This window comes from Citrobacter sp. Ce129, from assembly GCF_030334545.1.
Classification (GTDB): Bacteria; Pseudomonadota; Gammaproteobacteria; order Enterobacterales; family Enterobacteriaceae; genus Citrobacter; species Citrobacter europaeus.
The window spans coordinates 94,163-118,789 of record NZ_JAOWDS010000075.1; the positions used below are offsets into that span (position 1 = coordinate 94,163).

28 protein-coding genes are annotated in these 24,627 nt (G+C 52.6%); 4 read left to right on the plus strand and 24 right to left on the minus strand.

Annotation, left to right across the window (positions count from 1 at the left end):
* Positions 1–91: 91 nt before the first annotated feature.
* Entirely contained in the window at positions 92–550 is a 459-nt protein-coding gene (gpt, locus tag OGV77_RS24290; RefSeq protein WP_003031380.1) for a xanthine phosphoribosyltransferase, read from the minus strand.
* 260 nt (positions 551–810) lie between these two features.
* Here gpt and pepD point away from each other — a divergent pair, with 260 nt between their 5' ends.
* Positions 811–2,268 (plus strand): cytosol nonspecific dipeptidase, encoded by a 1,458-nt coding sequence (gene pepD / locus OGV77_RS24295; protein WP_087051687.1) that lies wholly within the window; start codon positions 811–813, stop codon positions 2,266–2,268.
* Positions 2,269–2,370: 102 nt separating this feature from the next.
* Here pepD and dinB read toward each other — a convergent pair whose 3' ends face one another.
* The 11 genes from dinB to lafA all read right to left on the minus strand — a co-directional run bounded on the left by dinB (position 2,371) and on the right by lafA (position 11,661).
* Entirely contained in the window at positions 2,371–3,426 is a 1,056-nt protein-coding gene (dinB, locus tag OGV77_RS24300; RefSeq protein ID WP_043015284.1) for a DNA polymerase IV, read from the minus strand.
* A 66-nt stretch (positions 3,427–3,492) separates the two neighbouring features.
* Positions 3,493–4,134 (minus strand): DNA primase, encoded by a 642-nt coding sequence (locus OGV77_RS24305; protein ID WP_087051688.1) that lies wholly within the window; start codon positions 4,132–4,134, stop codon positions 3,493–3,495.
* A 55-nt stretch (positions 4,135–4,189) separates the two neighbouring features.
* Positions 4,190–5,188, minus strand: coding sequence for a putative lateral flagellar export/assembly protein LafU (gene lafU / locus OGV77_RS24310; RefSeq protein ID WP_043015282.1), 999 nt, complete (start codon positions 5,186–5,188; stop codon positions 4,190–4,192).
* A 2-nt stretch (positions 5,189–5,190) separates the two neighbouring features.
* Positions 5,191–6,054 (minus strand): flagellar motor stator protein MotA, encoded by an 864-nt coding sequence (motA, locus tag OGV77_RS24315; protein ID WP_043015281.1) that lies wholly within the window; start codon positions 6,052–6,054, stop codon positions 5,191–5,193.
* A 29-nt stretch (positions 6,055–6,083) separates the two neighbouring features.
* Positions 6,084–6,800 (minus strand): FliA/WhiG family RNA polymerase sigma factor, encoded by a 717-nt coding sequence (locus tag OGV77_RS24320; protein WP_006685924.1) that lies wholly within the window; start codon positions 6,798–6,800, stop codon positions 6,084–6,086.
* A gap of 20 nt (positions 6,801–6,820) precedes the next feature.
* On the minus strand, positions 6,821–7,291 hold the full coding sequence (locus OGV77_RS24325) for a flagellar basal body-associated FliL family protein (protein ID WP_043015279.1): 471 nt from the start codon (positions 7,289–7,291) through the stop codon (positions 6,821–6,823).
* A gap of 7 nt (positions 7,292–7,298) precedes the next feature.
* The gene (locus OGV77_RS24330) at positions 7,299–8,474 is read right to left on the minus strand and encodes a flagellar hook-length control protein FliK (RefSeq protein WP_043015278.1); all 1,176 of its coding nucleotides are present in this window, start codon (positions 8,472–8,474) and stop codon (positions 7,299–7,301) included.
* Positions 8,471–8,794: a hypothetical protein gene (locus OGV77_RS24335; protein ID WP_043015277.1), complete on the minus strand. Its 324-nt coding sequence runs from the start codon at positions 8,792–8,794 to the stop codon at positions 8,471–8,473. The genes OGV77_RS24330 and OGV77_RS24335 overlap by 4 nt, the downstream gene beginning before the upstream one ends.
* Before the next feature lie 4 nt (positions 8,795–8,798).
* Positions 8,799–9,191 (minus strand): flagellar export chaperone FliS, encoded by a 393-nt coding sequence (fliS, locus tag OGV77_RS24340; RefSeq protein ID WP_003843794.1) that lies wholly within the window; start codon positions 9,189–9,191, stop codon positions 8,799–8,801.
* A 33-nt stretch (positions 9,192–9,224) separates the two neighbouring features.
* Complete coding sequence (gene fliD / locus OGV77_RS24345) at positions 9,225–10,550, minus strand: flagellar filament capping protein FliD (protein WP_043015276.1); 1,326 nt, start codon at positions 10,548–10,550, stop codon at positions 9,225–9,227.
* Between the two features lie 196 nt (positions 10,551–10,746).
* On the minus strand, positions 10,747–11,661 hold the full coding sequence (lafA, locus tag OGV77_RS24350) for a lateral flagellin LafA (RefSeq protein WP_043015275.1): 915 nt from the start codon (positions 11,659–11,661) through the stop codon (positions 10,747–10,749).
* A gap of 552 nt (positions 11,662–12,213) precedes the next feature.
* Between lafA and OGV77_RS24355 the strand changes: the two genes are divergently transcribed.
* Both OGV77_RS24355 and OGV77_RS24360 read left to right on the plus strand, forming a co-directional pair.
* Complete coding sequence (locus tag OGV77_RS24355) at positions 12,214–13,164, plus strand: transcriptional regulator (RefSeq protein ID WP_075145148.1); 951 nt, start codon at positions 12,214–12,216, stop codon at positions 13,162–13,164.
* Positions 13,142–13,621 carry a hypothetical protein gene (locus tag OGV77_RS24360; RefSeq protein ID WP_043015274.1) on the plus strand — a complete coding sequence of 160 codons (480 nt, stop codon included), beginning with the start codon at positions 13,142–13,144 and terminating at the stop codon, positions 13,619–13,621. The genes OGV77_RS24355 and OGV77_RS24360 overlap by 23 nt, the downstream gene beginning before the upstream one ends.
* Here the strand turns inward: OGV77_RS24360 and OGV77_RS24365 are convergent.
* The 12 genes from OGV77_RS24365 to flgB form a co-directional block, all read right to left on the minus strand.
* A complete protein-coding gene (locus OGV77_RS24365) occupies positions 13,618–14,619 on the minus strand; it encodes a flagellar hook-associated protein (RefSeq protein ID WP_087051689.1) in 1,002 nt (333 codons plus the stop codon). The genes OGV77_RS24360 and OGV77_RS24365 overlap by 4 nt on opposite strands.
* 25 nt (positions 14,620–14,644) lie before the next feature.
* Positions 14,645–15,574 carry a flagellar hook-associated protein FlgL gene (flgL, locus tag OGV77_RS24370; RefSeq protein ID WP_043015272.1) on the minus strand — a complete coding sequence of 310 codons (930 nt, stop codon included), beginning with the start codon at positions 15,572–15,574 and terminating at the stop codon, positions 14,645–14,647.
* A gap of 17 nt (positions 15,575–15,591) precedes the next feature.
* Positions 15,592–16,968, minus strand: coding sequence for a flagellar hook-associated protein FlgK (flgK, locus tag OGV77_RS24375; RefSeq protein WP_075145150.1), 1,377 nt, complete (start codon positions 16,966–16,968; stop codon positions 15,592–15,594).
* A 98-nt stretch (positions 16,969–17,066) separates the two neighbouring features.
* Positions 17,067–17,369 (minus strand): rod-binding protein, encoded by a 303-nt coding sequence (locus OGV77_RS24380; protein WP_029139422.1) that lies wholly within the window; start codon positions 17,367–17,369, stop codon positions 17,067–17,069.
* A gap of 8 nt (positions 17,370–17,377) precedes the next feature.
* Positions 17,378–18,499 carry a flagellar basal body P-ring protein FlgI gene (locus OGV77_RS24385; protein WP_141110924.1) on the minus strand — a complete coding sequence of 374 codons (1,122 nt, stop codon included), beginning with the start codon at positions 18,497–18,499 and terminating at the stop codon, positions 17,378–17,380.
* A 14-nt stretch (positions 18,500–18,513) separates the two neighbouring features.
* Entirely contained in the window at positions 18,514–19,179 is a 666-nt protein-coding gene (gene flgH, locus OGV77_RS24390) for a flagellar basal body L-ring protein FlgH (RefSeq protein ID WP_043015269.1), read from the minus strand.
* A 107-nt stretch (positions 19,180–19,286) separates the two neighbouring features.
* Entirely contained in the window at positions 19,287–20,072 is a 786-nt protein-coding gene (flgG, locus tag OGV77_RS24395) for a flagellar basal-body rod protein FlgG (RefSeq protein ID WP_043015268.1), read from the minus strand.
* A gap of 30 nt (positions 20,073–20,102) precedes the next feature.
* Positions 20,103–20,840, minus strand: a complete 738-nt coding sequence (locus OGV77_RS24400; RefSeq protein ID WP_043015267.1) for a flagellar basal body rod protein FlgF — start codon at positions 20,838–20,840, stop codon at positions 20,103–20,105.
* A 9-nt stretch (positions 20,841–20,849) separates the two neighbouring features.
* The gene (flgE, locus tag OGV77_RS24405; RefSeq protein WP_043015266.1) at positions 20,850–22,052 is read right to left on the minus strand and encodes a flagellar hook protein FlgE; all 1,203 of its coding nucleotides are present in this window, start codon (positions 22,050–22,052) and stop codon (positions 20,850–20,852) included.
* Positions 22,053–22,078: 26 nt separating this feature from the next.
* The gene (locus OGV77_RS24410; RefSeq protein ID WP_047405991.1) at positions 22,079–22,945 is read right to left on the minus strand and encodes a flagellar hook capping FlgD N-terminal domain-containing protein; all 867 of its coding nucleotides are present in this window, start codon (positions 22,943–22,945) and stop codon (positions 22,079–22,081) included.
* A complete protein-coding gene (flgC, locus tag OGV77_RS24415) occupies positions 22,945–23,376 on the minus strand; it encodes a flagellar basal body rod protein FlgC (RefSeq protein WP_043015264.1) in 432 nt (143 codons plus the stop codon). Before flgC ends, OGV77_RS24410 begins: the two co-directional genes overlap by 1 nt.
* A 2-nt stretch (positions 23,377–23,378) precedes the next feature.
* Entirely contained in the window at positions 23,379–23,726 is a 348-nt protein-coding gene (gene flgB / locus OGV77_RS24420; protein WP_016151840.1) for a flagellar basal body rod protein FlgB, read from the minus strand.
* 82 nt (positions 23,727–23,808) lie between these two features.
* Here flgB and flgA point away from each other — a divergent pair, with 82 nt between their 5' ends.
* Positions 23,809–24,579 (plus strand): flagellar basal body P-ring formation chaperone FlgA, encoded by a 771-nt coding sequence (gene flgA / locus OGV77_RS24425; protein WP_051642620.1) that lies wholly within the window; start codon positions 23,809–23,811, stop codon positions 24,577–24,579.
* Positions 24,580–24,627: the final 48 nt, after the last annotated feature.

Below are 24,627 nucleotides of genomic sequence, written 5' to 3' on the forward strand. Positions count from 1 at the left end.
CTCCATGAGTACTCACTAAGGCATAGTGTAACCTGACACAGTGCAAAAAGAACAACGCCCGGCAGTTGCCAGGCGTTGAAAACTTTTTAGATTAGCGACCAGAGATCGGCGGGACGAACACTACGCCCATATCCCACGGCTGCTCAATCCAGGTATCCTGAGGGATATCAACAACATAATCATTCACCAGCGGGCGGCCAGCCGGCTTAGCGAAAATAGTAACGAAATGCGCTTTAGGGTACATTTCGCGGATCGCAACGGCAGTACCACCGGTGTCAACCAGGTCATCAATGACGATGAAACCTTCACCGTCGCCTTCGGCACGCTTCAGCACTTTCAGTTCGCGCTGGTTGTCGTGATCGTAGCTGGAGATGCATACGGTATCGACATGACGAATACCCAATTCACGCGCCAGCAATGCGCCCGGCACCAGACCACCACGGCTAACGGCAATAATGCCTTTCCATTGTTCAGAAGGCATCAGGCGGCTTGCCAGTTTACGTGCATGGATCTGCAACATGTCCCAGGTGACGACGTATTTTTCGCTCATGTGAAGTGTCCCAGCCTGTTTATCTACGGCTTAAAAAGTGTTCGAGGGGGAAATAGGTTGCGCGAGATTATAGAGATCTGAAGCACTAAAAACCAGTGTTTCGCGGAATCCACGCCTCTTTTTGCATGCTTTATGCTAGCCGTCAGCGGAGAAAGTGGTATTCTCAATCGCATCGCGCAAGCCTGACTTGTGATGTTTTTAATTCTGCTAACCCGTGGCCTGCAAGCAAGTTTTGTAGGACATCGCCAAGGAGACTCAACGTGTCTGAACTGTCTCAGTTATCCCCGCAACCGCTGTGGGATATTTTTGCCAAAATCTGTTCTATTCCTCATCCGTCCTACCATGAAGAGCAGCTCGCTGAACACATTCTGAGCTGGGCCCAGGAGAAAGGTTTCCACGTCGAGCGCGATCAAGTCGGTAATATCCTGATTCGCAAACCTGCTACCGCAGGCATGGAAAATCGCAAGCCGGTCGTTCTGCAAGCGCACCTGGATATGGTCCCGCAGAAAAACAACGACACCGTACACGACTTCACTAAAGATCCTATCCAGCCTTATATTGACGGCGAATGGGTAAAAGCCCGTGGCACCACGCTGGGTGCGGATAACGGCATCGGTATGGCGTCTGCGCTGGCCGTTCTGGCTGATGACAACGTGGTACACGGCCCGTTAGAAGTCCTGCTCACCATGACCGAAGAAGCGGGTATGGATGGCGCGTTTGGTCTGCAGGCTAACTGGCTGCAGGCAGATATTCTGATCAACACCGACTCTGAAGAAGAAGGTGAGATCTACATGGGTTGCGCAGGCGGTATCGACTTTACCTCTAACCTGCCGCTGTCCCGTGAAGCAATCCCGGCTGGCTTCCAGAGCTTTAAGCTGACGTTGAAAGGCCTGAAAGGCGGCCACTCCGGCGGCGAAATCCACGTGGGTCTTGGTAACGCCAACAAGCTGCTGGTCCGCTTCCTGGCGGGTCACGCCCAAGAGCTGGATCTGCGTCTGGTTGATTTCAACGGCGGTACGCTGCGCAACGCGATTCCGCGTGAAGCCTTTGCTACCCTCGCCGTAGCTGCAGATAAAGTTGATGCGTTAAAAGCGCTGGTCGGCACCTACCAGGAAATCCTGAAAAACGAACTGGAAGCCAAAGAGAAGAACCTGGCTCTGGTGCTGGATGCCGTGACTCAAGATAAAGCCGCGCTGACCGCTCAGTCTCGCGACAGCTTCGTGCGTCTGCTGAACGCCACCCCGAACGGCGTTATCCGCAATTCCGACGTAGCAAAAGGCGTGGTAGAGACCTCCCTGAACGTCGGTGTGGTCACCATGACTGACGATAATGTACAGATCCACTGTCTGGTTCGCTCGCTGATCGATAGCGGTAAAGACTACGTGGTGAGCATGCTGGATTCACTCGGCAAGCTCGCGGGTGCCAAAACGGAAGCTAAAGGCGCGTATCCTGGCTGGCAGCCGGATGCTAACTCCCCGGTTATGCACCTGGTGCGCGAAACCTATCAGCGTCTGTTCAACAAAACGCCGAACATCCAGATTATCCACGCCGGTCTGGAATGTGGTCTGTTCAAGAAACCGTATCCAGAAATGGATATGGTTTCCATTGGGCCAACCATCACGGGTCCGCACTCCCCGGATGAGCAGGTTCATATTGAAAGCGTCGGCCACTACTGGACGCTTCTGACTGAACTGCTGAAGTCTATTCCAGCGAAGTAAGGTTCTGCGCTAAATGCCGGATGGCGCTGTGCTTATCCGGCCTACACGCTAATTTGTAGGCCTGAGAAAGTTTTTATGCCGTCATCCGGTAATTGTTCTGAGTCACAGCCCCAACAGTAGCTGTCTTTCCATTTGTGGATCCAGCAGCGTGACGTGTAATCCCACCAGCCTCACACCACGCCCTCCCCGACGTTCATCCCAGGTTTTGCGCGCCGTCGCAATCAAGTCATCTTTATTTAAGCGCGGCCAGACGTGCTCCTGCGTGGTCTGCTGAAAATCATTAAACTTGAGTTTTATCCCCTGGCGAGCGATCAGGAGATCCGGCTTTACCTTTGCCAGACGCCGTTCCAGTTCGGGATACAGCCGCTCAATAATTGCCTCGCACTCTGGCCACTCGTGAATATCTTCCGCCAGCGTGCGCTCCACGCCGACGGATTTGCGCAGCCTGTCGTTGTTGACGTCCCGCTCGTCAATGCCCTGGCTACGCTCCCACAGCACACGACCAAACTTACCAAAACGTTTGAGCAACATTGCCAGGTCGTATTTTTGAACATCCTCGCAGGTACGTAATCCCATTGCTTCCAGCTTAGCGGCGGAGACTTTGCCGACGCCGGGAATTTTGCCTAACGGTAACGTTTTGAGAAATTCAGGAACGTCGGCAGGAGTAATCACATATTGCCCGTTGGGCTTGTTGAGATCGGAGGCAATTTTTGCCAGGAATTTAACCGGCGCAATTCCGGCGGAGGCGGTGAGCTGCAGCTCGTTAAAAATCGTCTGGCGGATCTCCTGGGCGATCAGCGTAGCAGAACCGTGACAGTGGGTACTGTCGGTGACATCCAGATAGGCTTCATCCAGTGAAAGAGGTTCAATCAGTGAGGTATAGCGAGAGAAGATCGCCTGAATCTGCCGGGAAGCTTCTTTATAAGCCTCATAGCGTCCAGGCAATAAAGTGAGATGCGGGCACAACTTTAACGCCATTCCCGTTGGCATCGCGCTACGTACGCCAAATTTGCGCGCCGGGTAATTGGCTGTGCTGATAACTCCCCGCCGCTCGCGGCTGCCGCCGATGGCAATGGGAATGTCTCGCAGGGCGGGGTTATCGCGCATTTCCACCGCCGCGAAAAAGCAGTCCATATCAACATGTATGATTTTGCGCATCACTCGCCTCCCACAACACTGTTTAAGTATACAGTATTTTTATGGTGTGAGAAGTATGATTATACCTTACGCCGGACCATTCATGACGAAGCGCGCATCGCACAGGTAACGCACAATATCCGTTTTCGTATGTTCCGCTGGATTGCCCGCCGTACTGACAAACAGTTTATTTACTTTGCGAATATTTGCCCGCAGCAGTTTTTCGATTGTCATCAGGCGAAAGGCATCATTCTCAACGCAGAAAAGCTCGTAATCGCCCAGACGTTCGCCACAAATTTCACAATGGTTCATCCAGTAGCGTAGCCCGGTGGTTTTACTTTTATCGAGATAGTAATTGCTGGCTTTGATGTTCTTTTTTATCTCTTCAGGCAGAGAATTAATGTGGAACAAAAAGCTGTTACGCCTGACCGACTGCCAGCCCTGACCATCCTGATTTTTCTTAATAAAGCGGGTAAACATCACGCCATGAATACGGGTAATTTGGTGGCAGCTCCAGCAGTGCATCTTCGAGGTAATCACCAGATAGTACGGGGCGACGATATTGAAATTGTCGGTGTCGTAGACATAGTCACGCAGCGCCCCGTTTAGCTCATGGGGTTCGGTGTACCAGATACCTGAAATCTTGTCGAAATGTGCGCCCTGACAGGCCACATCGGTGACGTTATCAGTATCAATATCCAAGGGAATAATATGGGTTACATCTATCACATTGCCTTCCTGAGGGATAATTTGCCCCCACGTTGCGTGAGGGACGGGAACAGAATTAATGCGTGACGGGAGCAGATTGTTGACGTAAAGAAGTCACCTGCTTTTGCTTGTCCAGCTTATCAACCAGCGGTTGCACAACCTTCTCTCCCTGCTGGCCGAAATATTGATACAGCGTATCGGAAGCGCTTTGCGTCAACACCATGATCTCAATGCGACGGTTACCGGCGCTTTCCGGGTTTTTCGCATCCAGCAACATTTGGTCCGCCATCGCGCTGACCTGCATAACTTTATCCTGCGGCATTCCGGCATCTTCCAGCACGCGTCGTGCCGACAATGCGCGGTCGCCGGAGAGGTTCCAGTTGTTGTAAATATTGCTCTTATAGCTCATCGCGTCAGTATGCCCGGTGATGATTATCTTGTTATCCAGCGAGTCAAACACGGGAGCCAGCTCAACCAGCAGAGATTTAAAGAACGGCATAATTTTGGCGCTACCGCGTTCAAACATATTGCGGTTCTGGTCATCTTTAATCAGTACGCGCAGCCCCTGAGGAACAATCTCCATCTCGAGGTTAGTTTCCATATGCGCGTTGCGGGCGATGACATTAATGTCGGTCGCCAGCTCGCCCAATTCACGGGCTGATTTTTGCTTCAGTAACGTTGTTTTCTCGTTCACGTCTAACGCCTTTTTCGCGTTTTCTTCCGTGATCTTCGCCGTCTCCTGCGGATTGGCGGTTTTATCGAGTTTGTTGCGCGTGACGTTTTTCTTCTGCGCACCCGGCGCTATCGGCTGCTTGCCCAGCTTGTTTAACGGCGCCATACCGCCACCGTTAAAGATTGACTGGCCATGCAGCGCTGCCACGATGTTTTCACGGTCAGCTTTACTGACGCTGTTCACGATCCACAGCGTCATAAACAGCGCCATCATCGCCAGCGTAAAGTCAGCAAATGCCACTTTCCACGCTCCACCATGATGACCTGCATGGTTCTTTTTAATTTGTCGGCGGATAATGGTGGTTTTCGCGCCGCGATCGCGACGATTTGGCCCCTTCCTCATGCTTATTCTTGCTCCAGCATCGCATTCACCCACGCATCCAGATTGGCGAATGTGGGTTTGGAAGCCAGATGAAGAAGTTTACGTCCGGCATCGACCGCCAGCAGCGTCGGCTTACCGCCCGCCTGCGCCACCAGCACGGTACGTACGCATTCAAGCAATGAGTGTTCTGCCCGCGCCTGCTGTTCCATGGCATTTGCCAATGGGTCCATCAGGCAATAACAGATGAATACCCCCAGGAATGTCCCCACCAGCGCCGCCGCGACTTTCAGACCGATAAGCGCAATGGAACCGTCGATAGACTGCATGGTGATGATGATACCCAACACCGCCGCGCAAATCCCGAAGCCAGGCATCGCCTCGGCGGTACGTTGCAGGGAGCGCGATGGGGTTAACAGCGATTCTTCCGCCGTATCCAGTTCCTGATCGAGGATCCCTTCCAGCTCGTGGGCATCAATTTTCCCCATCGCCATCAGACGGAAATTATCGGCGATAAATGTCACCAGGCGTTTTTGAGTCAGTACCAGCGGGTATTTCTGGAAAATAGTACTTTCTTCCGGCTGTTCGATATGCTGATCCAGCATGCGCAGACCGCCGTTTTGCACCATTTCCAGTAGCTCATACAGGCACATCAGCAGTTGGCGCTGGAACTCCGGTCCCATTTTCTTTTTACTGATCACCCCTTTAATCTGGTGGACGATCTCTTTGAGTACGTGCACCGGGTTACCAATGATCATCGCCCCCAGACCCGCACCAAAGATAATAATAATTTCTGCCGGCTGCCAGATGGCAATTAATTGTCCGCCAGCCTCAAAGTAGCCACCAAATACGCAGCCTAAAACCACCAGTAAACCAAAAATCTTTTGCATTACGTCCTCCGCATGTTGATTCGGAATTGTTAATCTGGATATAAACAATCACGAATCTTGTGCGTGATTTTTTTATTCATTTGACAAATTCGGGCTTCGGTCAGCCCTAATACCAGCGCGATCTCTTTTAAATTCATATCGTGTTGGTAATACATGGAGAGCACGAGGCCCTCTTTTTCGCTGAGTTGGCTCAGGGCGTAACTCAACATTTCCTGGGTGACGAATTGCTCCTCAAGCCCCCGCCCTTCGAGCGGTGCAATCGGCATATCGCCATTCAGTAATTCATCCAGACTGGCCAGCGTTTCGGCGCCTTCCAACTGTTGATATTCCTGATAATCCTCAGACGATAATCCCAGCCGGGACAACTCCTCCCATGAGGGTTCATGCCCAAGCTGTGTGCGCGCATCACGAATCAAATCTTTAATCTGATGGTATTTTTGTCGTAGCTGACGAGGCCGCCAGTCGAGGCTGCGCAGCTCATCGAGTATGGCGCCACGAATACGGTGGACGGCATAACCGGCAAAGCCTTCATCCGGTTGACCATAGCGGCGAATCGCATTCAGCAATCCCATCAGCGCCGTTTGTTCCATATCCTGCCTGTCCATAACGCAGGTACATTGCGGCGCAAGTTGACGCACCACTTTGCGCACCAAAGGAAGATAGGCCTGTAAATAATGGCTCTCTTGCTTTGGCGTTAGCACGGGCGTCGCATTAAAGTCTTCTGACTCGTAAGCATCCTGGATCATGTTATTTCCTGGCGTGTCGCTTATTGAAACACGACTTTTTTCACCAAAATGTCCTTATAAGGTGTCGCCATTTTGCGTTTCGCTAATTCAATTTTCAGATTTTCAAAAACTTTCTTTCTGATATCGGAGATCTTCAGCGCCCGAATATCCTCATATTTCATATTCGAGAGTTCATCTACCGTAATACTTTGATAGAGCGGTTCGTCTTTCTTAATTTTTTCAGCGTCTTTCTCTGAATCAACGACCATTACCAGCTCTGCCACCATGTATCTGTCTTCCCCTTCATTATCATGAAGCGTAACCACCGTTTCCGGCAGGGAGACAAAAATACTGCTGGACTCATCCTGGCTATCTTCCGCTTCATGCGCAGGCTTATCTGCTGCTGTTGCGGTTCCTTTAGTCATAGAATGATAAATGCCCCATCCTGCGCCCCCTGCAATACCCAGCGCCACGACGGAGCTAATCAGACACGCGATAACAATTTTCTTCATCTTGCTTTTACACTTTGATCAGAACGGATTCGTTCTGTTGAAATTGAGGCTCATCGTTAAGCGTTAGCGCCGACGTAACCTCGTCCTGTTGATGATCTGACTGCTGTTGCTGCTGTTGCGATTGCCCCTCGGAAGAGACCTGAACGTTCACTTCCATGAAGTTTTGCGCCGTGAGGTGCTGGCGTAAGTTTTCGCTAAATTGCTGCAACGAGCGGCAGACATCACTCTGATTTGCGCCGATGTGAACCATCAGCTTTCCGGCATCCAGCTGCACGGCAATTTCCAGTTTGCCAAGCGAAGGAGGATCAAGACGAATAGTCGACACCTGCTGTTGCTGGCCCAACTGGAATTGAATTCTGTCTTTGAGCAGCGCGGTAAGCTTCTCTCCGAGTTCCTCTGTTGACAGCGTGGTCGGCGTCGAAACTTGCGTCGATACCACGCTATGATCGCTCAGGGCATTCACCGGCTGATTTCCCTGTGCCGCCGTATTGAGCAAACTTTGCGTCGCAAGCGTTGGGTTAACCGCCACGCCATCCGTTTTTCTCACCGCCATCGGGCGAGGAACGCTATGATCCTCAGACTTCACGCGGGCGGAAATTTGCTGTGACGTTGAAAGCGAAGCAGGTTCAGGTGCGATCGCGCGCAGATCCTGGGCGGAGAATGTCGCCAGTTTGGCCTGCTGATCCGGCGTTGCCTGAGGCAAATCCTCGCCGATCGACGCCAGCAACGTTTGCAGCTTAGGCGGCAGTGACGATAAATCCGTGGCATGCTGCTCAGCCGACGGCGAGGACGTATTTCCTTGTTGAGCCATCGCGCCTGCCAGTTGACGCAGAAGCGATGAACCTGATTGGGAGGTTTGCACCTGCGCCAGCATTTTCAGCATCTCACCGTCCGGCTGCTTCTGGGTTGGTGCAGACGCTGACGCCTGAGCCGGTTGCGCCAGCAGCATCGCCAGCAATGCCTGCATAGCCGCAGGATCTGCATCATCGCGCTGATGCCCGGCCGCCGACGCCTGCTGTTGGTTGACTTTTGCGCCAATCAAACGTTCAGCCACCGCGTTAAGCCCAGCCTGCGGCAAAGAAAACGTGCTGCCGCTCGTTGACGTTGTTGGGGCTGAGATAGCCGCCTTTTCCGGTGTGGCCTCTGCCAACGCACTGGCCGAGGCCAGTAATACAGGATTCATGCCTTCTCCGAAATTAAATTAACCATTGAGTACGCCAACATTCCTTCCTGGTTTTGCTGATGTTGATCCATGCGCGCTTTGAGTTCTTCCGCACGCTGCGTTCGCCGGGTTATTAGCGCCTCAAACGCCGCATGCATTTTGCTTTTCACTTCCCTCAGCGCCCCGGCATCAGTTTCCCAGGCGGCATAGTCATGAAAAACGCGCATCACCTGCTGATGCAGGCCGGGTAATCGTCGCCAACGCTTGTTATCCAGCGCGTCGTTCATCTCTTGTACCAGGGCATAAAGCTGCTGTTGCTGTTGCAGACGCTCTCTTTGCATCGCCTTATCCCAGTTTTGCCGACAGACCTTCCCAGCCCGTGCGCAGATTCGTCAGGATGAGGATCACTTCATCAATTTTTTCCAGCGACAATTCGCCGCTGGCTTCGTACAGGCGGTAGACGCAGTGGTCATACAGCCGGGACAAATTCACCACCAGCTCGCCGCCGGTTTCAAACTCCAGCGAGCTGGTTAAGGCGTTGAGGATATCAATGCATTTGTTGATGCTTTGCGCCTTACGCTCGTAGCGTTTGTTCTCAATGTGGCTTTTGGCGCGTTCCAGCTCGTCCATCAGCCCCGAAAACAGCACCAGCACCAGCTCTAACGGCGATGCTGCTGCGGTACGCGCAGCAAGATCCATCTCTTTGTATTGCGAATAACCATCCTGCGTGTCGTACATGTTGATTCTCAGTCCTTCTCTTAAATCAGCCGGTTACATAAACGCGGCCATACTCACTTTCATGGTGTACGTTTGAACCAGCGTATTGGTGTACTCTTCCACGTAGCGCTCGTAGTTGGTGTTATAGGTTTCAGTCAGTTGATCGCTTTCGTCCTGAATTTTGCTCTGCTGGTCATCAATGTTTTCCTGACGCATGGCGATGATGCCGTTGCTGGAATCGAGATAGCTTTCCATCAGGTCGTCCATCTGCGCGACCATGCTGTCTTCCCCGACGAAAATAGAGGTCAAACCGTCCGGATTTTCTTCCATTTCTTCGCTGAACTGGGTGGAGTCAATTTGTAAGTGACCGTCGGAATCCAGCGTGATGCCATAGTCGACAATCGAAACACCGCCATAGGAGGCGTGAGCAATATCATCCATCTGATTTGCCAGCGAATTCATCCCGGCGTCACCGGCAAAAACCCCGGCAGCCGTGTCGTCATCGCCATAGCTGGTCAACGAATCGATGGTGTCGATTAACGTGTTGTAGGCATCCACAAAGGTCTGCACTTTGGCCTGCGATCCGCTGGAGTCTTCGGCAACGGTAAAGGTGGTCACATCATCATCATTGTTAGGGTCGCTGACCTCAGAAAAAGTCATCGTCACGCCGGGGATAACATCATCAAAAGTATTGGTGCTACTGGTAATGGCAGGGCCGCTCGCATTCCCCAGATGAATGATGGCGTCCTGGGCTTTCGTTATCTGTTGCTCACTGGTGGATTCCGCCGTAGCAAGATCTGGATTGCCCGAAACGGTCACAGTAAAGCCGCTTTGTTCGCCGGTGGTATCAGAGGTCAGCATGATGGTGGTGGTGCCGTCGGTTTTTACCAATGCCGCCGACACGCCGGGGTTATCGTCCGAGTCATTGATCGCGTCAACCAGTTCACTGGCATCAATGAAACTGTCGCCGTCTTCATCAGCAGCAGCAAGATCGATATCCATGGTCGTGCCGTCATCCATCGATAACGTAAAGGTACCGGTTGCACTGTACTGGTCGTCGCTCATGCTGAAGGTGGTTTGTTGCGCCTGCGCCAGCTGCGAAACATAGAATGAGTAAGTCCCGGCCTGCGCCTCGGAGTTCGCCGATACGGTATTCGCGTCATTATTAGAGGTAGCAGAAAACGTCAGCGGACCGTCGGTGTCGCTGTTCAGCGCATCGATGGCCGTCTGAAAGTTCGTCAGCGCGGTACTGAGCGAGTCCAGACCACTGCTCTCTGCATTCAATTCGTTCTGTTCGTTCTGCAAATTCGTCGCCTGGGTAGCAATATCGGCGTAGGCAAACTCTTGTGCTAATTTTTGGATCGGACTCGTAAAGCTCATAATCGATGACTCCGTGCAACGTTATTTATGTAATAGCAAAACGCATGCCAACATTTTTTATTATTCAGATTCAGTAAGTTAACTTAGTGGCGGAAAGGCGTTTTCCCTTCCCCAGGAAGGTTTCCAGGTAAAAGCCAGGTCGCTGAAAGCACAACACCGCCGGGTGGCGGTGTTGTGAATGACGTTAAGTCAGGAATTACTGCAGCAGGCTGGAAACCATGCTGGACATGCTGTTGGACTGCTTCAGCATGGTGATGCCGGTTTGCATCAGCACCTGTTGCTGGGTCATGTTGGACGCTTCCGTCGCGTAGTCGGTATCCATAATGTTACCGATCGCCACTTCAGTGTTGTCCTGCATGCTGGTCAGGTTAGCTGCGGTATCGTTCAGACGGTTGATAGATGCGCCCAGTTTGGACTGGATCTTAGACACGTCATCCATTGCAGTCTGGATAGTGGTGATCATCTGGTTTGCAGAACCAGAAGTGGTCAGCTCAGTACCACCGGAAACGCCGGCATTACCGGTAGCATCAGCCTGGTCACCTTTGAAAGAGGCGCTCACCTGATCCAACGCGCCGACCAGATCGTCCAGCTGGCTGGAGATATTTACGGTCATGGTGTCAGAAGATTCAGCGCCAACCTGGAAGGTTACCGCGCTCTGGAACAGACCGTCTTTACCGGTGTTGCTGGTACCGGAAACACCGAACAGGTTGGTGCCGCCGTAAGTGGTGTTCTGCAGCATATCGGACATCTGCTGACCCAGTTCGTCGTATTCGTCCTGCATCGCCTGCAAATCTTCGTCGTTGTAGGTTCCGTTCGCTGCCTGAGTGGACAGGTCTTTCATACGGCCCAGTACGTCGGTCATTTCATCAAACATGCTGTCTGCAGTCTGCAGCATCGCAGTCGCATCGTTGATGTTGCTCAGCGCAACGCCCATACCGCTGGACTGCGCAGTCAGACGGCTGGCAATCTGTTTGCCTGCAGCGTCATCTGCAGAAGAGTTAATACGGTTACCTGTCGCCAGACGTTCCATAGAAGTAGACAGTGATGCGCTGCTTTTGTTGATAGCATTAACAGCAGACATTGATGCGGTATTAGTATTAATCGATAACATGGTACAGCTCCTTGGGAATAATCGTTTTCGTTTCGATACTCTGTAAAAACGACCACCCGTCTGGAAAACTTAAAGCGCTGCAAAAAAAATTTTTACGCTCCTCACCACCTCATTAACCAGAGAGATAAACCTCAACTCTATTTTAGCTTTCCGTGCTTCCCGCGCCACAACACCCACTACATAAAGGAGATCTCAATCAAGATTTAATTAAAAGATTATTAGAAATATCTAATAATGGGTTGATTGCTTACACACCAACAGGGCTAACATCATGATACAAATGAGATTATACTCAATCAAAAGCGCTTTAATCACCCACTCCCTGACCTTATTTTACATTTAGTTGCAAATGCCCTGTATTTTTATATTGTGAGTCTCAGGCACTTTCGTTACATTTCAAATCCCTTTTTGCACAGCATAAAAAACACTCAATAGCGATTCGGCTGCTGTTTCACAGCCAAAAGACATTTCAATTTCTCCAGAATTTTAATGCACTGATTTTTAACGGTGTGACACCAGGGATATAAAAATCTTGCGCGGGTATATAAAACCATGAGTATTGTAGTCAACAACTGGCGGATGGATTCCTCGCTTAATGCGTTAATCCATTGTGAAACAGGCGAGATACGTCGTCTGGGCGAATACCATTTTATTCTGTTAGAAACATTAGCTAAAAATGCCGATGTTGTTTTATCTCGTTCATTTTTAATGACCGCAGTATGGAAGAATCGCATCGTCGGTGGAAATAGTCTGCCGACAGCCGTTCACGCCCTGCGCGTTGCTATCGATGATGATGGTAAACAGCAGGAGATTATTAAAACCATACCTAAAAAAGGGTATTTATTTAATAAAAACTATCTGACTGAAATCATTGATCCTAATGAAAATAAAGCTGATGACAGCGCCGTTGAGGTAACCGAAGAGAATGCTGAGGTAGCTGAAGCCCTTGCATCTGAAGAGCGTCTACCATCAACAACAAAAGAAAAAATATATCTAAATAACAGTTCATTACATGCAAGCAGCAAGAGAAAACTGGCAACCAGACGTCACCCTTACCGGGCCGTACTGATTACGTTACCCGTTATCGTTGTCGCCTTGTCGCTGTTTGCCCTGATCTCTTATTTTAAAGCGCCGTCAGAAACAAAAACGCCAGAAGCCCCGCAACTGGTTAAAGAGACGCTGGAAAACGCCAATCGTATTACGGCTTATCAACTTTATGATCCAGGTGAGAATAAGAAATCATTATCACTCGTTTCACAACATATTCTTCCTGGTGTCGAGCAGATCAATCAACTATTGGTCACGCATAGCGCCTCGATGACCTTGTATTATCGGGTGTCTCTCAACAAGCTTGCTCTTGATATTGTGCTAAGCAATCAATGCAATGACAACTGGCAGTTAGCGCTGAGCTTTGATAACTGGCTAAATAAAGATAATGAAATGAATGGTATTTTAATTAAAGAAGTGGAGAAAATGTTAAATGAAATGCCAAAATGCAAATAATTACTTTTTCCCCTGCCTGTCCGCTTTAACGTTATTTTGTACCTTCATGGCCCAAGCCCACATTGAAAATACGGTTATTGTTAATTACGATCTTAATTCTGGCAAAAACGTACATTATGAACTCATTACGAGTCCACTGAATAAAAACACGACCGTTACTCTCGTCCCATTGGAGCAAAGTAACAAAACGCCATCAACGTTTAAGATCGCCGCCTGTATTAACCATTATGCTGGCACGTCGAAACAGGGGGAGTTTCATTTTAGTACGACCAAAACCGATCAAAACGATTCTCGGCTGGCGAATTTCGGGTCGTTTGTGACAGAACACAACCTGCATACGTGGTGGATTCATTTAGACGCGCAGCAAAATTTGCTTTTTACACAGGATGTAGGAGGTCTGTTAATCACAGACCCCTCTGCTTTTACTTTCTCAACAAAAGCATGCCATCAGGATTAGCTTAATAAACTACGGACCGTCTGGCTGGAAAGCCGGGCTTGTCCGTTTACCGCCTGTGCTAATACCTGATAATTGTGATTAGCATGATCCAATATCCCGCCCAGTGATTCCGAAGCTTTAACCGCGCTTTCTGCCTGCGGAAAACGCGCCATACCGTCAATCAGCTGTCGGGCCTTCTCCTGCTGCGTGGCCATTTGCGCACGCTGATCGCCAATAACATCCAGCGTCTGCTGTAAGCCATCCTGAGAACGGGAACCGCCCTGCGCGATATGTTGCAGAAGGTCTTCTGAACGGGACGGATCGGCAAAGGTTTTGAGTAGGGTAAACGCCGATGACTTCGCATCAACATCGCGTACGCTCAGGGTTTGTTGGATCTGCGGCCACTGCTTTTCCGCAGTGGAAAAGCTCAGCGCCCCCTGCTGATCGTGCACCTGCACTCCGACACGACGCAGCGCGTTGCTCATCATCATTTTGTACTGACCGGGATCCAGATCTTCACCGACCACCACCGCAGAATGCTGTGTTTGCCGCCCGTCAGAGACGCTGAACATACGTGAACTTATGGCGTTTTTTTGCAGCATTTGCGCCAGTTCAGGTGAGTGAAATGTCACTCGCGCCTCGCCCTGCAAAACCGGACGCAGCTGCCTGTCCACCGCGCCGCCGGATAACGCCGTTCTTTTATCCAGCCACTGGGTAAGTTCGGCGCCCTTTTGCTGCTGCGCCTGTGGGCCGCGGCGCGATGCGTGGCGATAGTCAAGCAAATGCTGTTCCAGCTGCCCCAGGTAGTGGTCAGCCTGCTGCAGCGTGGTGAGCTGATCGTTAAGCTGCACGCTGTAGCGCTGAGGCCGGGTGGTAATGAGTGGTGAGGCCGGGTAATCACTCGCCGTTGCGGGTAACTTTTGACGGACAGGGGCATTCTGCGCAACGGTATGCTGCTGCACAGAAGGATTAAGCGCTCCGCTACCGGAGAGTGATGTTGTATTTAAACCGACCTGCATACTATTCCTGAGCTACTGCTAACTGTTAAATCACACTGAAAAGGTTCAACTCACTCACTTTGGAGTAAGTTTTTAAGGTGGCTTCCATCGCCATTTCCAGACCGGTAAAAGTAATGGAGGCCGGGCCATAATCCAGATCGCTAAGTTGACTGATCAACTGATCGTTGGAGGTGGTGATATCCGTCTGAGCGCCGCTCAGCATGGTCATCGTATTCTGCGTTTCACCAATGGTGGCGATAGAGGCGTTGAGCGCGTCAGAGGCCACATCCACCGTATCGATGGCATTTTGAATATCGCTTTGTACCTGCGGATCGGCAGGGTCCACCGACGGATCCTGCAACTCTTTTGACAGCGATGTCAGGGTGTTCAGAACGTCGAGGCTGTCGCCGAAGAAATCGCTGACCGCAACATTGGTATCAACCTCGACGCCATTAGACACCGTGGTCTGGCGATGATCGTCGTTACCCTGATAGGTATAGCTGTCGGTCACCCCGTCGCCATCCTCATCCACCGCGACAATTGGTGGTTGATCGTTCACCGTCCCGCCAAACACATAGTGACCGTCTTCATCCTGATAATTCAGCGCTGAGACCATCGCTTCAGTCATCGACTGAATATCCTGCCCCAGGCTGGACAACGACTCGGCGGTATTGGTGCCGTTGGCGGCCTCCAGCAGATCGTCACGAATCGCTAACAGATCGTTATTGACGCCATCCAGAATAGACTCCTGCTGGCTCATCCCCGCCGAGGCGGAATCAATATTAGTTTGATACTGATCGAGAGCCGATTGCTGGCGGTTAAGCTGGGTGATGCGTGTCGCAGCGATAGGATCGTCTGACGGCAGCAGAATACTTTTCCCCGTCGCCATCTGCGTGACGACGTGGGAAAGATCGCTGGAAAGGTCGTTAAAACTCTGCGTCATGGACACATAGGACTGTTGTGTAGTGACTCGCATATTAATTCCTCTTCCGGTTAGCTACACATTTCCAGCACAGAGTCGAAAATATCTGCGCCCGTTGAGATAACTTTGAGGTTGGCCTCGTAAATTTGCTGGTAGGTAATGAGGTTCACCGCTTCTTCATCCATGCTGACGCCGCTGACGCTGCTCTGCTGGTTCTGCGCTTCGGAGTACACGTTCGCCGCTGCTTCCGCTTCCGTCTGGTTTTGCTGGCTGTAAATACCGATGTTACTGATGATCGACGAACAGGCTTCGCCCACGGTTACGCTGCCTAGCCCCTCTATATCCAGCGGTTCAGTAGAGATGTTGATCAGCGCCTGCAGGTTATCGCTGTTGCCGCTTTCGTCCGGCGAGCTGGAAAATGCCAGCTCATCGGCGGTGATATCAGGGTTCACCTCCAGCGGGCCATCCGATGAGTTTTCATCATAGATAAACAGCGGTTCACCGGGATTTCCGTTCAGGTCGTAGCCCTGCGCCAGTTGGGTGTTCACCGCATCGGTAAACTGCTCCGCCATGCTGTTAATCGTTCCCGTCAGCGGCGTCAGCACTTCATTCTGATAATCAAACAGCGCACCCAGCGAGCCGCCGGTATCGGTGTTCATGGATGACGTGGTTCCGGCGAACGTCAGCGACATGCTCTGCGTGCCATCGGCGTTGGTATCCAGTTCGATGGTGGAACTCTCCTGCCCGCTGACTAACGGCTGACCGTTTTGCAGCGTGACGTTATAGTTGCCTTCATCATCAATATTGACCTGGACATCCATGATGCCGCTCAGTTCTTCCACCATCTGGTCGCGGGCGTCGTACAGCGCAGAGGCGTTATCGCCATTGGCTTCAGCTTCGGCGATTTGCTGGTTATAGCTGGCAATGCCGCTGGTCAGGGTGTTCACCTGCGCCACCATCGCCTGTTCCTGGCTGACTATCTCACTGCTTTGCGAGTCGATGTAATCGAGGGTGTTATCCACGCGCAGCGCCAGCGCCCCGGACTCGCTGATCACCTGCTCACGCAGAGCGGAATCATCCGGGCTGGTAGTCGCTTCGTTGAGGGCGGCAAAAAAGTTGTCAAAGCCGCCACTCAGGCTGCTGTTATCATCGCTGAGCACGGTTTCCAGCTGAGTTAAATACTCCTGCTGGGTGTTGTAATAACCGTAATCGCTGGCGGCATACCAGACCTGGTTCACCTGATACTGGTTAGATACCCGGCGAATACTGTCCACCTGCACACCGTTACCCGCGCTGTTCGCAGAACCGGAGCTGGCGCCTATGGTACTGGTAATGGCCACCTGGCGGGTGTAACCGTCGGTCATGGCGTTGGCCGTGTTTTGCGCCGTTACGTTAAGCTCAACCTGCGCTGTCGATGCGCCGCTGTAGCCAATGTTAATCATGTCCATCAAAGAGTCCTCGCCGGTCAGTTCCCCGGTCTGTCGTTAACAACCTTGCCGATTAAAAGCGGCGAAAAAACCGCAGTTCTTAAGCCGCCGCGCAACCTTTATCCTTTGTGATGCGGGGAGAGCTGTTTGACGATCATCGCCGCAATCCCAATGCCGTGCTGCTGGGCCAGGCTGTTGCATAGCTGATCGTCGTAAAACCCCTGCATCATGCGCACCGAATCGCTGTTAAACGGGTTATCTTTGGAGTCGAAGATCTCATTGGTTTTACGCATTTCTTTCAGCATGTTGCGTAAGAAAATGGCTTCAAACTGCTGAGCGGCTTTCTGCAAATCGTTATCTTTAATTTTCGGGCCCATTAACGCATCGCTGCCGTCAATGCCCCCGCTATGATTCACTTTGATGTCGGCCATTAAATTACCTCCAGATCGGCATCCAGCGCCCCGGCTTCATGCAGGGCCTGTAAAATGGACATAATGTCGTCCGGCGTGGCCCCCAGGCTGTTGAGCGCATTAACCAACGTCTTCAGGCTGCTGGATTCAGGCAGCGTTATCATCCCCGGTCGGGCATGATTCACCGAAATATTGCTCTGCGGCGTTACCGCCGTACGACCGCCGGCAAAGGCATTCGGCTGGCTGACGTTGCTGCTTTCATTGATGGAAACCGTCAGGCTGCCATGCGATACCGCCGCCGCGTGCAGGGCAATGCCATCGCCCATCACCACCGTGCCTGTACGCGAGTTAAACACCACGCGGGCGCGTACTTTCTCGGCCTGAACCTGAACGTCATCTAACTGAGACATAAAGGCGACGCGCGCCCCGGGGCTGGTTGGCGCGCGGACGCTGACATTGGTTGAGCTTTGTGCCGTGGCAATGCCGCCAAATGAGCTGTTAATTGCCGCCGCGATGTTATTGGCATCTTTGAAGGAGGGACGCTTCAGATTAAGCGTAATGGTGTCACCCATCTGGAAGTCGCTGGGAATTTCACGTTCGACCGACGCACCGTTCGGTATCAGCCCGGCAGTGGGCGTATTCACGGTCACGCTGGAGCCGCTCGCCCCGGTCGCGTTCATCCCGCCGACCACCACGCTCCCTTGTGCGAGGGCATAAACCTCCCCATCCGCGCCGTGTAGCTGGGTGAGCAATAACGTGCCGCCGCGCAGGCTTTTGGCATCACCGATCGAGGAGACCGTGACATCAATAGTCTGTCCGCGCGAATACATTGGCGGCAGCGTCGCGCTGACCGCCACCGCCGCGACGTTTTTCACCTTCGGATCGATTTTGCTCGGCAGCTGTACGCCAAACTGGCGCAGCATGTTGGTAATGGTTTGGTTGGTGAATTTGACCTGGTTTTTATCCCCGGTTCCGTCCAGCCCCACCACCAGGCTGTAGCCGACGAGTTGGTTTTCCCTGACGCCCTGGACGTTGACCAGCGACTCCAGAGATTGCGCCTGCGTGGTGCCCGGCAGCGCCAGGCTCAGGGCGATAACGATGCCGTTTAACGCCTTCATCCAGCGCCCGCTTAAGTGTTGCATATCAAAATCCTGCATTAGATCGGGAAGAGAGGATGGTTAAACAGACGCGTCAGCCAGCCGGCCGCATTGGCATCGCTCAAGGCACCGCGGCCCGCATAGGAGATACGCGCATCGGCAATGCGCTGCGATGAGACGGAGTTGTCGTTTTGAATATCATCAGCACGCACCAGACCGCTCAGGCGGATGTACTCATCCCCCTGATTGAGTGTGAGCCATTTTTCGCCGCGAATTTCCAGAATGCCGTTCGACTGTACCGAGTGTACCGACACCGTAATTTCGCCGCGCAAACTGTTTTGCTGCTGCGAGGTCGCCGTTCCGTTGAAATCGCGATTGGCATCCACGGAAGCGGAAAGGTTATCTTTGGTATGCCCAAACAGAGTCGGTGCGCCGATATCGACAGTATTGTTCTTACCGAAATTGGTTTTCGCCTGTTTGCTCGACTGGGTGGACTCTTCCAGCATCACGGTCAGGATGTCGCCCACCCGATAGGCGCGGCGGTCCGCCGTCAGCGACCAGTTATAGCCCGTTTCAAACACGCCACCCGCACGACCATCCGCCGTTGGCGGCGCCTCGGTTTTGGGAGGAGCAAAGAATTCGTCATTTTTTTTGACCAGGATAGCCTGCGATTCGCACCCGCTTAACAGGGGCAGCAGGACCACCAGCCAGAGATATTTTTTCACGTTCTGCCTATATTCTGCCGGATGGCGCTACGCTTATCCGGCCTACAAATGGGTGTTGCTTATTGGCCGGATAAGCGTAGCGCCACCCGGCATATCACGTTCTTGCGTTACAGCGTCTGACTAATAAACTGCAGCATGTCGTCTGCCGCAGAGACCATTTTGGCGTTCATCTCATAGGCACGCTGTACGGTGATCATCGCCACCATTTCATTGACGATGTCGACGTTTGAGCCTTCCAGTGCGCTGTCCTGCAACGTTCCCAGGCCATCTTCCCCTGGGATACCTTCCGTCGGTTGGCCGCTGGCTGCCGTTTCCAGGTACAGGTTGTCGCCTTCGGCTGAAAGCCCCGCCGGGTTAGCGAAGTTCACCAGCGTCAGTTGCCCCAGTTCGGTCGGGTCGCTATCGCCGGGAAGGATCGCCGTCACGGTGCCGTCTTCGCCAAATGCCACGTTAGTTGCGCCGGATGGCACGTCAATTTCCGGTTGCAGGGGTAAGCCTTCGGAGTTGGTTAGCACACCGTCGGCGTTAATCTGCATGTTGCCGTCACGGGTATACGCAATATCCCCGTTGGCCTTTTGCACCTGCCAGAACCCCTGCCCCATGATGGCGACGTTCATCGCGTTGTCGGTGGTTTCCACATTCCCTTCGGTGAAGGTTTTTTGCGTTCCAACAATACGCACACCGCTACCGAACTGCATTCCGGTCGGCATGATGTTGTTTTGATCGAGCATGGCGCCCGGCGCTTCCTGAGTCTGATAAAACAGATCCTGGAACATCACGCGGTCACGCTTAAAGCCCGTGGTGTTGACGTTGGCGATGTTGTTGGCAATCGCACTCATCTCAGCATCCTGCGCCGACAGGCCGGTTTTACTGATCCATAACGCTGCGTTCATAAAACTTTATTCCTGATTAAAGGCAACGACTCAGGAGCCGCGTAGCAGCCTGTTGCCGGAGTCGCTGAGATCTTCAGCCGTTTTCATCATCTTGATTTGCGCTTCAAACTGGCGGTTCATCGCAATGGACGACATCATTTCGCTCACAGCAGACACGTTACTGCCTTCCAGAAAGCCGCCGCTCACTTTGATGTTCTCATCGCGCTGTGCCGGTACGCCGTCCGCCGTCACCAGCATCCCCTCGCTATTTTTCGCCAGGTTGGCGACCGGAATATCCACCAGCTTCAGGCGATCGATATCCATGGTGGCGGTAACATCGCCGTCGTCGGGCGTAACCGACAGTGTGCCGTCGCTGCCGAAAGAGGCAATCGCATTCGGCGGCAAAATAATCGGGCCGTTATCCCCGAGCACCACGTTACCGTCGATGGTCAGTTGCCCCTGATCGTCCTGCTGAATATTGCCGTTGCGGGTGTAGACCTCGTTTCCGGCTTTATCCTGCACGGCGATATAGCCGGTACCCTGAATGGCGACGTCCAGCGGGCGTTCGGTTTTTTCCGCCACGCCGGTGCTGTCATTGACGCCGCTGGGACTTTCCTTCGCCATAAAACGCGTGTCGAAGCCACCGCCCTTCACTTTGTCATTGCTCGCCATCGCCATATCCGCACGAAAACCATTGGTGTTGACGTTGGCAAGGTTATTGGCGCTAATCTGCTGCTCCAGTAGCGTCTGGGTGGCGCCGCTCAACGCGGTATAAATCAACCGATCCATTTCTTAGCCTTACATCGCCTGGAAGAGAGCCTGATCCAGTTGCGTACTGGTGGAGATCACCTTGGTGTTCGCCTGGTAGTTACGCTGGGCGGTCATGAGATTGACCAGCTCGTTGGTAATATCCACGTTGGAGCTTTCGAGCATGCCGGAGGAGAGCGTGCCGCAGGAGCCGGAGCCTGGCGTGCCAATCAGCGGCGTACCGGATTCGCCCGTCTGCACCCAGGCAGTCCCGCTTACCGCTTCCAGCCCGTTCTCATCCGGGAAAGTGGCCAGCACCACCTGCCCCTGCAGCATGCGTTCGCCGTTGCTGTAGGTGGCGTAAACTTTTCCGTCGTCATCAACCTGCACGCCGTTTTGCGTCGCGGAGGCATAACCAGTCGCGGAGTTGGTGGTGACCGAGAAATCAGAGCCGTACTGAGTACAGTCAGAGTAGTCAATGGTCATCGAAATCGGTGCGGCTTCATCGGTGGTGAAGGTAATGGTTTGCGGCGTGGTGGGATCCGTCAGCTTACCGGTATTGGGATCGAAGGTCAGCGTGGTCGGCGGTACGCCACTTTGCGCTTCACCATCAAAGGTGTACTGCACTTCCCAGGTGTTATCCCCGGTTTTAGTAAAGTACTGGCTAACCGAGTGCTCATTACCCAGCGAGTCATACACGGTGGTGGTGTAGCTGTCGGTGTAGGTATCACTGTTATTCGCGTCAAACGGTACGCTGGCGCGATCGATCGCTTCATCGCTGGCGTCAAAGTTTGCCGTGAAGGTCATGCTGTCCGTGGCCTGCGCCGGGATGTTGCCGGTTTTAATCTGGATATCCGTAACGGTACCGGTTTGCAGCGTGCCGCTGTCATCAACCGGATAACCCTGCAGGTAATCGCCGGAGGCATTGACGATATAGCCGTTTTTGTCCGTCACGAAGGAACCGGCGCGGGTATAGGAGATATTCCCGGCGCTGTCGCACATAACAAAAAAACCATCATCATTGATAGCCAAATCCAGCGCATTACCGGTTGAAACCATTGAGCCGCCGGTGGAGATGCTTTGTGCAGAACCCGCCACGCTCACGCCCATCGCCTGCGTTCCGGCGTACATGGCGGAGAACTGAGTGGTCATCGATTTATATCCGACCGTACCGGAGTTCGCGATGTTGTTACTGATGCCATCAAGCTGTTCGTTGACGGCGTTCAGGCCCGTCGCTGCAATTTCATAACTCATTGTTTCTTCCTGTAATGTAAACTAAATCAGAGCACCGTATTGCTGTCGGCGTTGTCGCTGCCGTCATCAGTATCAGGCGGCGTGGTGTCATCAGTGCTGTCCGGTACGCCAAACTGGGTGATCATGGTGAATGGCACTTCGCCAACGCCATCAACGTTGAGTACCGGCGTGCTGCCATCGAGCGGAATACGCACATCTTCCACCTTACCCGTCACCTCAATCGGCACTTCCTCTTCTCCGGTATTGGTCACCACAGATACGCTGTAATCACCCGGCGGGATGCCGTAATCGGCAGGATTAATATCGAAATCCACCTGGCCTGGTCCAACGGAGGTTTCACCTTCCGGGATCAGCGACACGGTGTAGTCGTCACCCGCTTCATCGGTAAAGTGCAGATCCACATCGGTACAACTGTCATCCAGCGTGACGCGCCCCTGGATCTCCTGGCTGTTGTCTTCGATATCCAGCGAGGTGGTTTGCACCATGATGTCGTCGCCGACCATATTCCCCAGAGCCATCACCTGAATGTTGCTCATCAGTACGGCGTTGGTGTTGGCCTGGACGCTCATCTCTTCCATCATGGCAACCTGCGCCATTGAGGAGAGCTGATCGATATAGGCCGTAGGATCGGTGGGATCGGTCGGGTCCTGGTTTTCAATTTCAGCCACAAACAGCGTCAGAAACGTGTCGACCGCCGACGTTTCAGTAGATGTTGTGGTTGTCGGGGTGCTGCTGCTGTCGCTGGTATCCGTGGTTGACGACGCGGCAGAAGAACTGCTGTCTCCCAAATTGGTGCTTTGCGTCGTAGCGCCGACGTTATTTTCAGCCACCGACGTCTTCTGTGAAGAAGAGGCCAGCGCCTGAGATTGGGCATACAGAGCCAGGGTATTCATTACACTTCTCCCAGTTTGAGTAAGCTTTGCTGCATACTTTTGACGTTATTCAGCACATCAACATCGGTTTCAAAATCACGTGAGGCGGACATCATGTCGGCCATTTGCTCGACCACGTTGACGTCCGGATACCAGACGAAACCGTTCTGGTCCGCCATCGGGTGGTGCGGCTCATAACGCTTCACCGCCCCGCCGCTTTGCATGACGTCCTGTACCTGTACGCTGGCGCCATCAATGGCATGGCGGTTATGCGCACCTATCAGGCTATTGTTGTAAACCGCGGCAAAAACCGGGCTACGCGCCTTATAGGCCTGCGCCTCGCTGCTGGCGGGAGATTCCGCATTCGCCATGTTGCTGGCGACGGTATTCAGACGGATGGTTTGCGCCGTCATCGCCGAGCCGGAAATCTGGTAAATATCAGTAAACGACATGGTTATTTCCCTTCAATGGCCTCTTTGATACCGCTAAGCTGCAGATTCAAAAAGGTCAGACTGCTTTGATAATCCATACTATTTTGTGAAAACCGGGCCTGCTCGGTATTCAGCTCTACGGTATTGCCATCTTCTGAGGGCTGCATCGGCACACGGTATTTCACGTCAGCCTCGGGCAGCACATTTGTGCGACTTGCCCGTTGCATCTCAGCGGCAAAATCAATATCTTTAGCTTTGAAATTTGGTGTATCGACGTTTGCCAGATTCGCGGTCAGTAGCTCGGTCCTCTCAAGACGTAACTTCACTGCCTGCGGATGTACACCCAATGCCTGCTGAAAACTGATTCCCATTTCTTGCATCACTCCTGCGTAGATATCGCTGTTATTAGCAATATGTATGCCAACTTTTAAGTGATTGATGAGAAATGACTTTATGAAACTACCCTCCTGTGTAAGGAAGCCTTCTTTCCCCTTTGCCGCGGAAATATTGCTGGCTTTATGCTGCGTCTTACCCGTACATGCCGCCGTCCATCCCATACAGCACAGCGCCCGGGAACAGATCAACGCGCTGGTCCTGACAGCGGCTGGTCATGAAATTGACGCGCTGGCACAAAAGCAGCAGTGGCAGGACTATCGCTACACGTTCAATATCTATATTCCCTCCGCCGTCAGCACCAGCGCGCTATGCTCAATCGCGCCTCAGGTCACCTCCAGCACCTCTGCGGAAATGGCCCTTTCACGAATGAACTTTGTGGTGAGCTGCCCAGGCAGCGCGGGCTGGCAATATAACGTTGCTGTGCGCCCCGACGTGTCGGTACCGGTAGTGATGCCAAAGTCGTTGATTGCCCGAGATACGGTGATTACGGCCGACGACCTGCAGCTTAAAAAATTCAATATCAGCAACCAGCGGGAAGGATTGATGACAAATATGGATGAGGCGATTGGTCTCACCAGCAAACGCGCCCTGCAGCCGGGTAAACCGATTACCCGTAGCGAGTTGGTTCAGCCCGTGTTGGTTAAACGCGACCAGCCGGTGATGATCGTCTCCCATACGGCCGGGATTACCGCCACGATGCCGGGCGTGGCATTGAAGAACGGTCGTAAAGGGGATGTGATAAAAATTCGCAACAGCAGCAGCCAGCGGATCATTAGCGGGATGGTGGACGATACCGGCGTGGTCACTACGCTCACTGCTGAGCAGTGAAGGGATTTTTTGTGATGAGATTAAAGTTTTCCTCTATTGCCGTCGCTT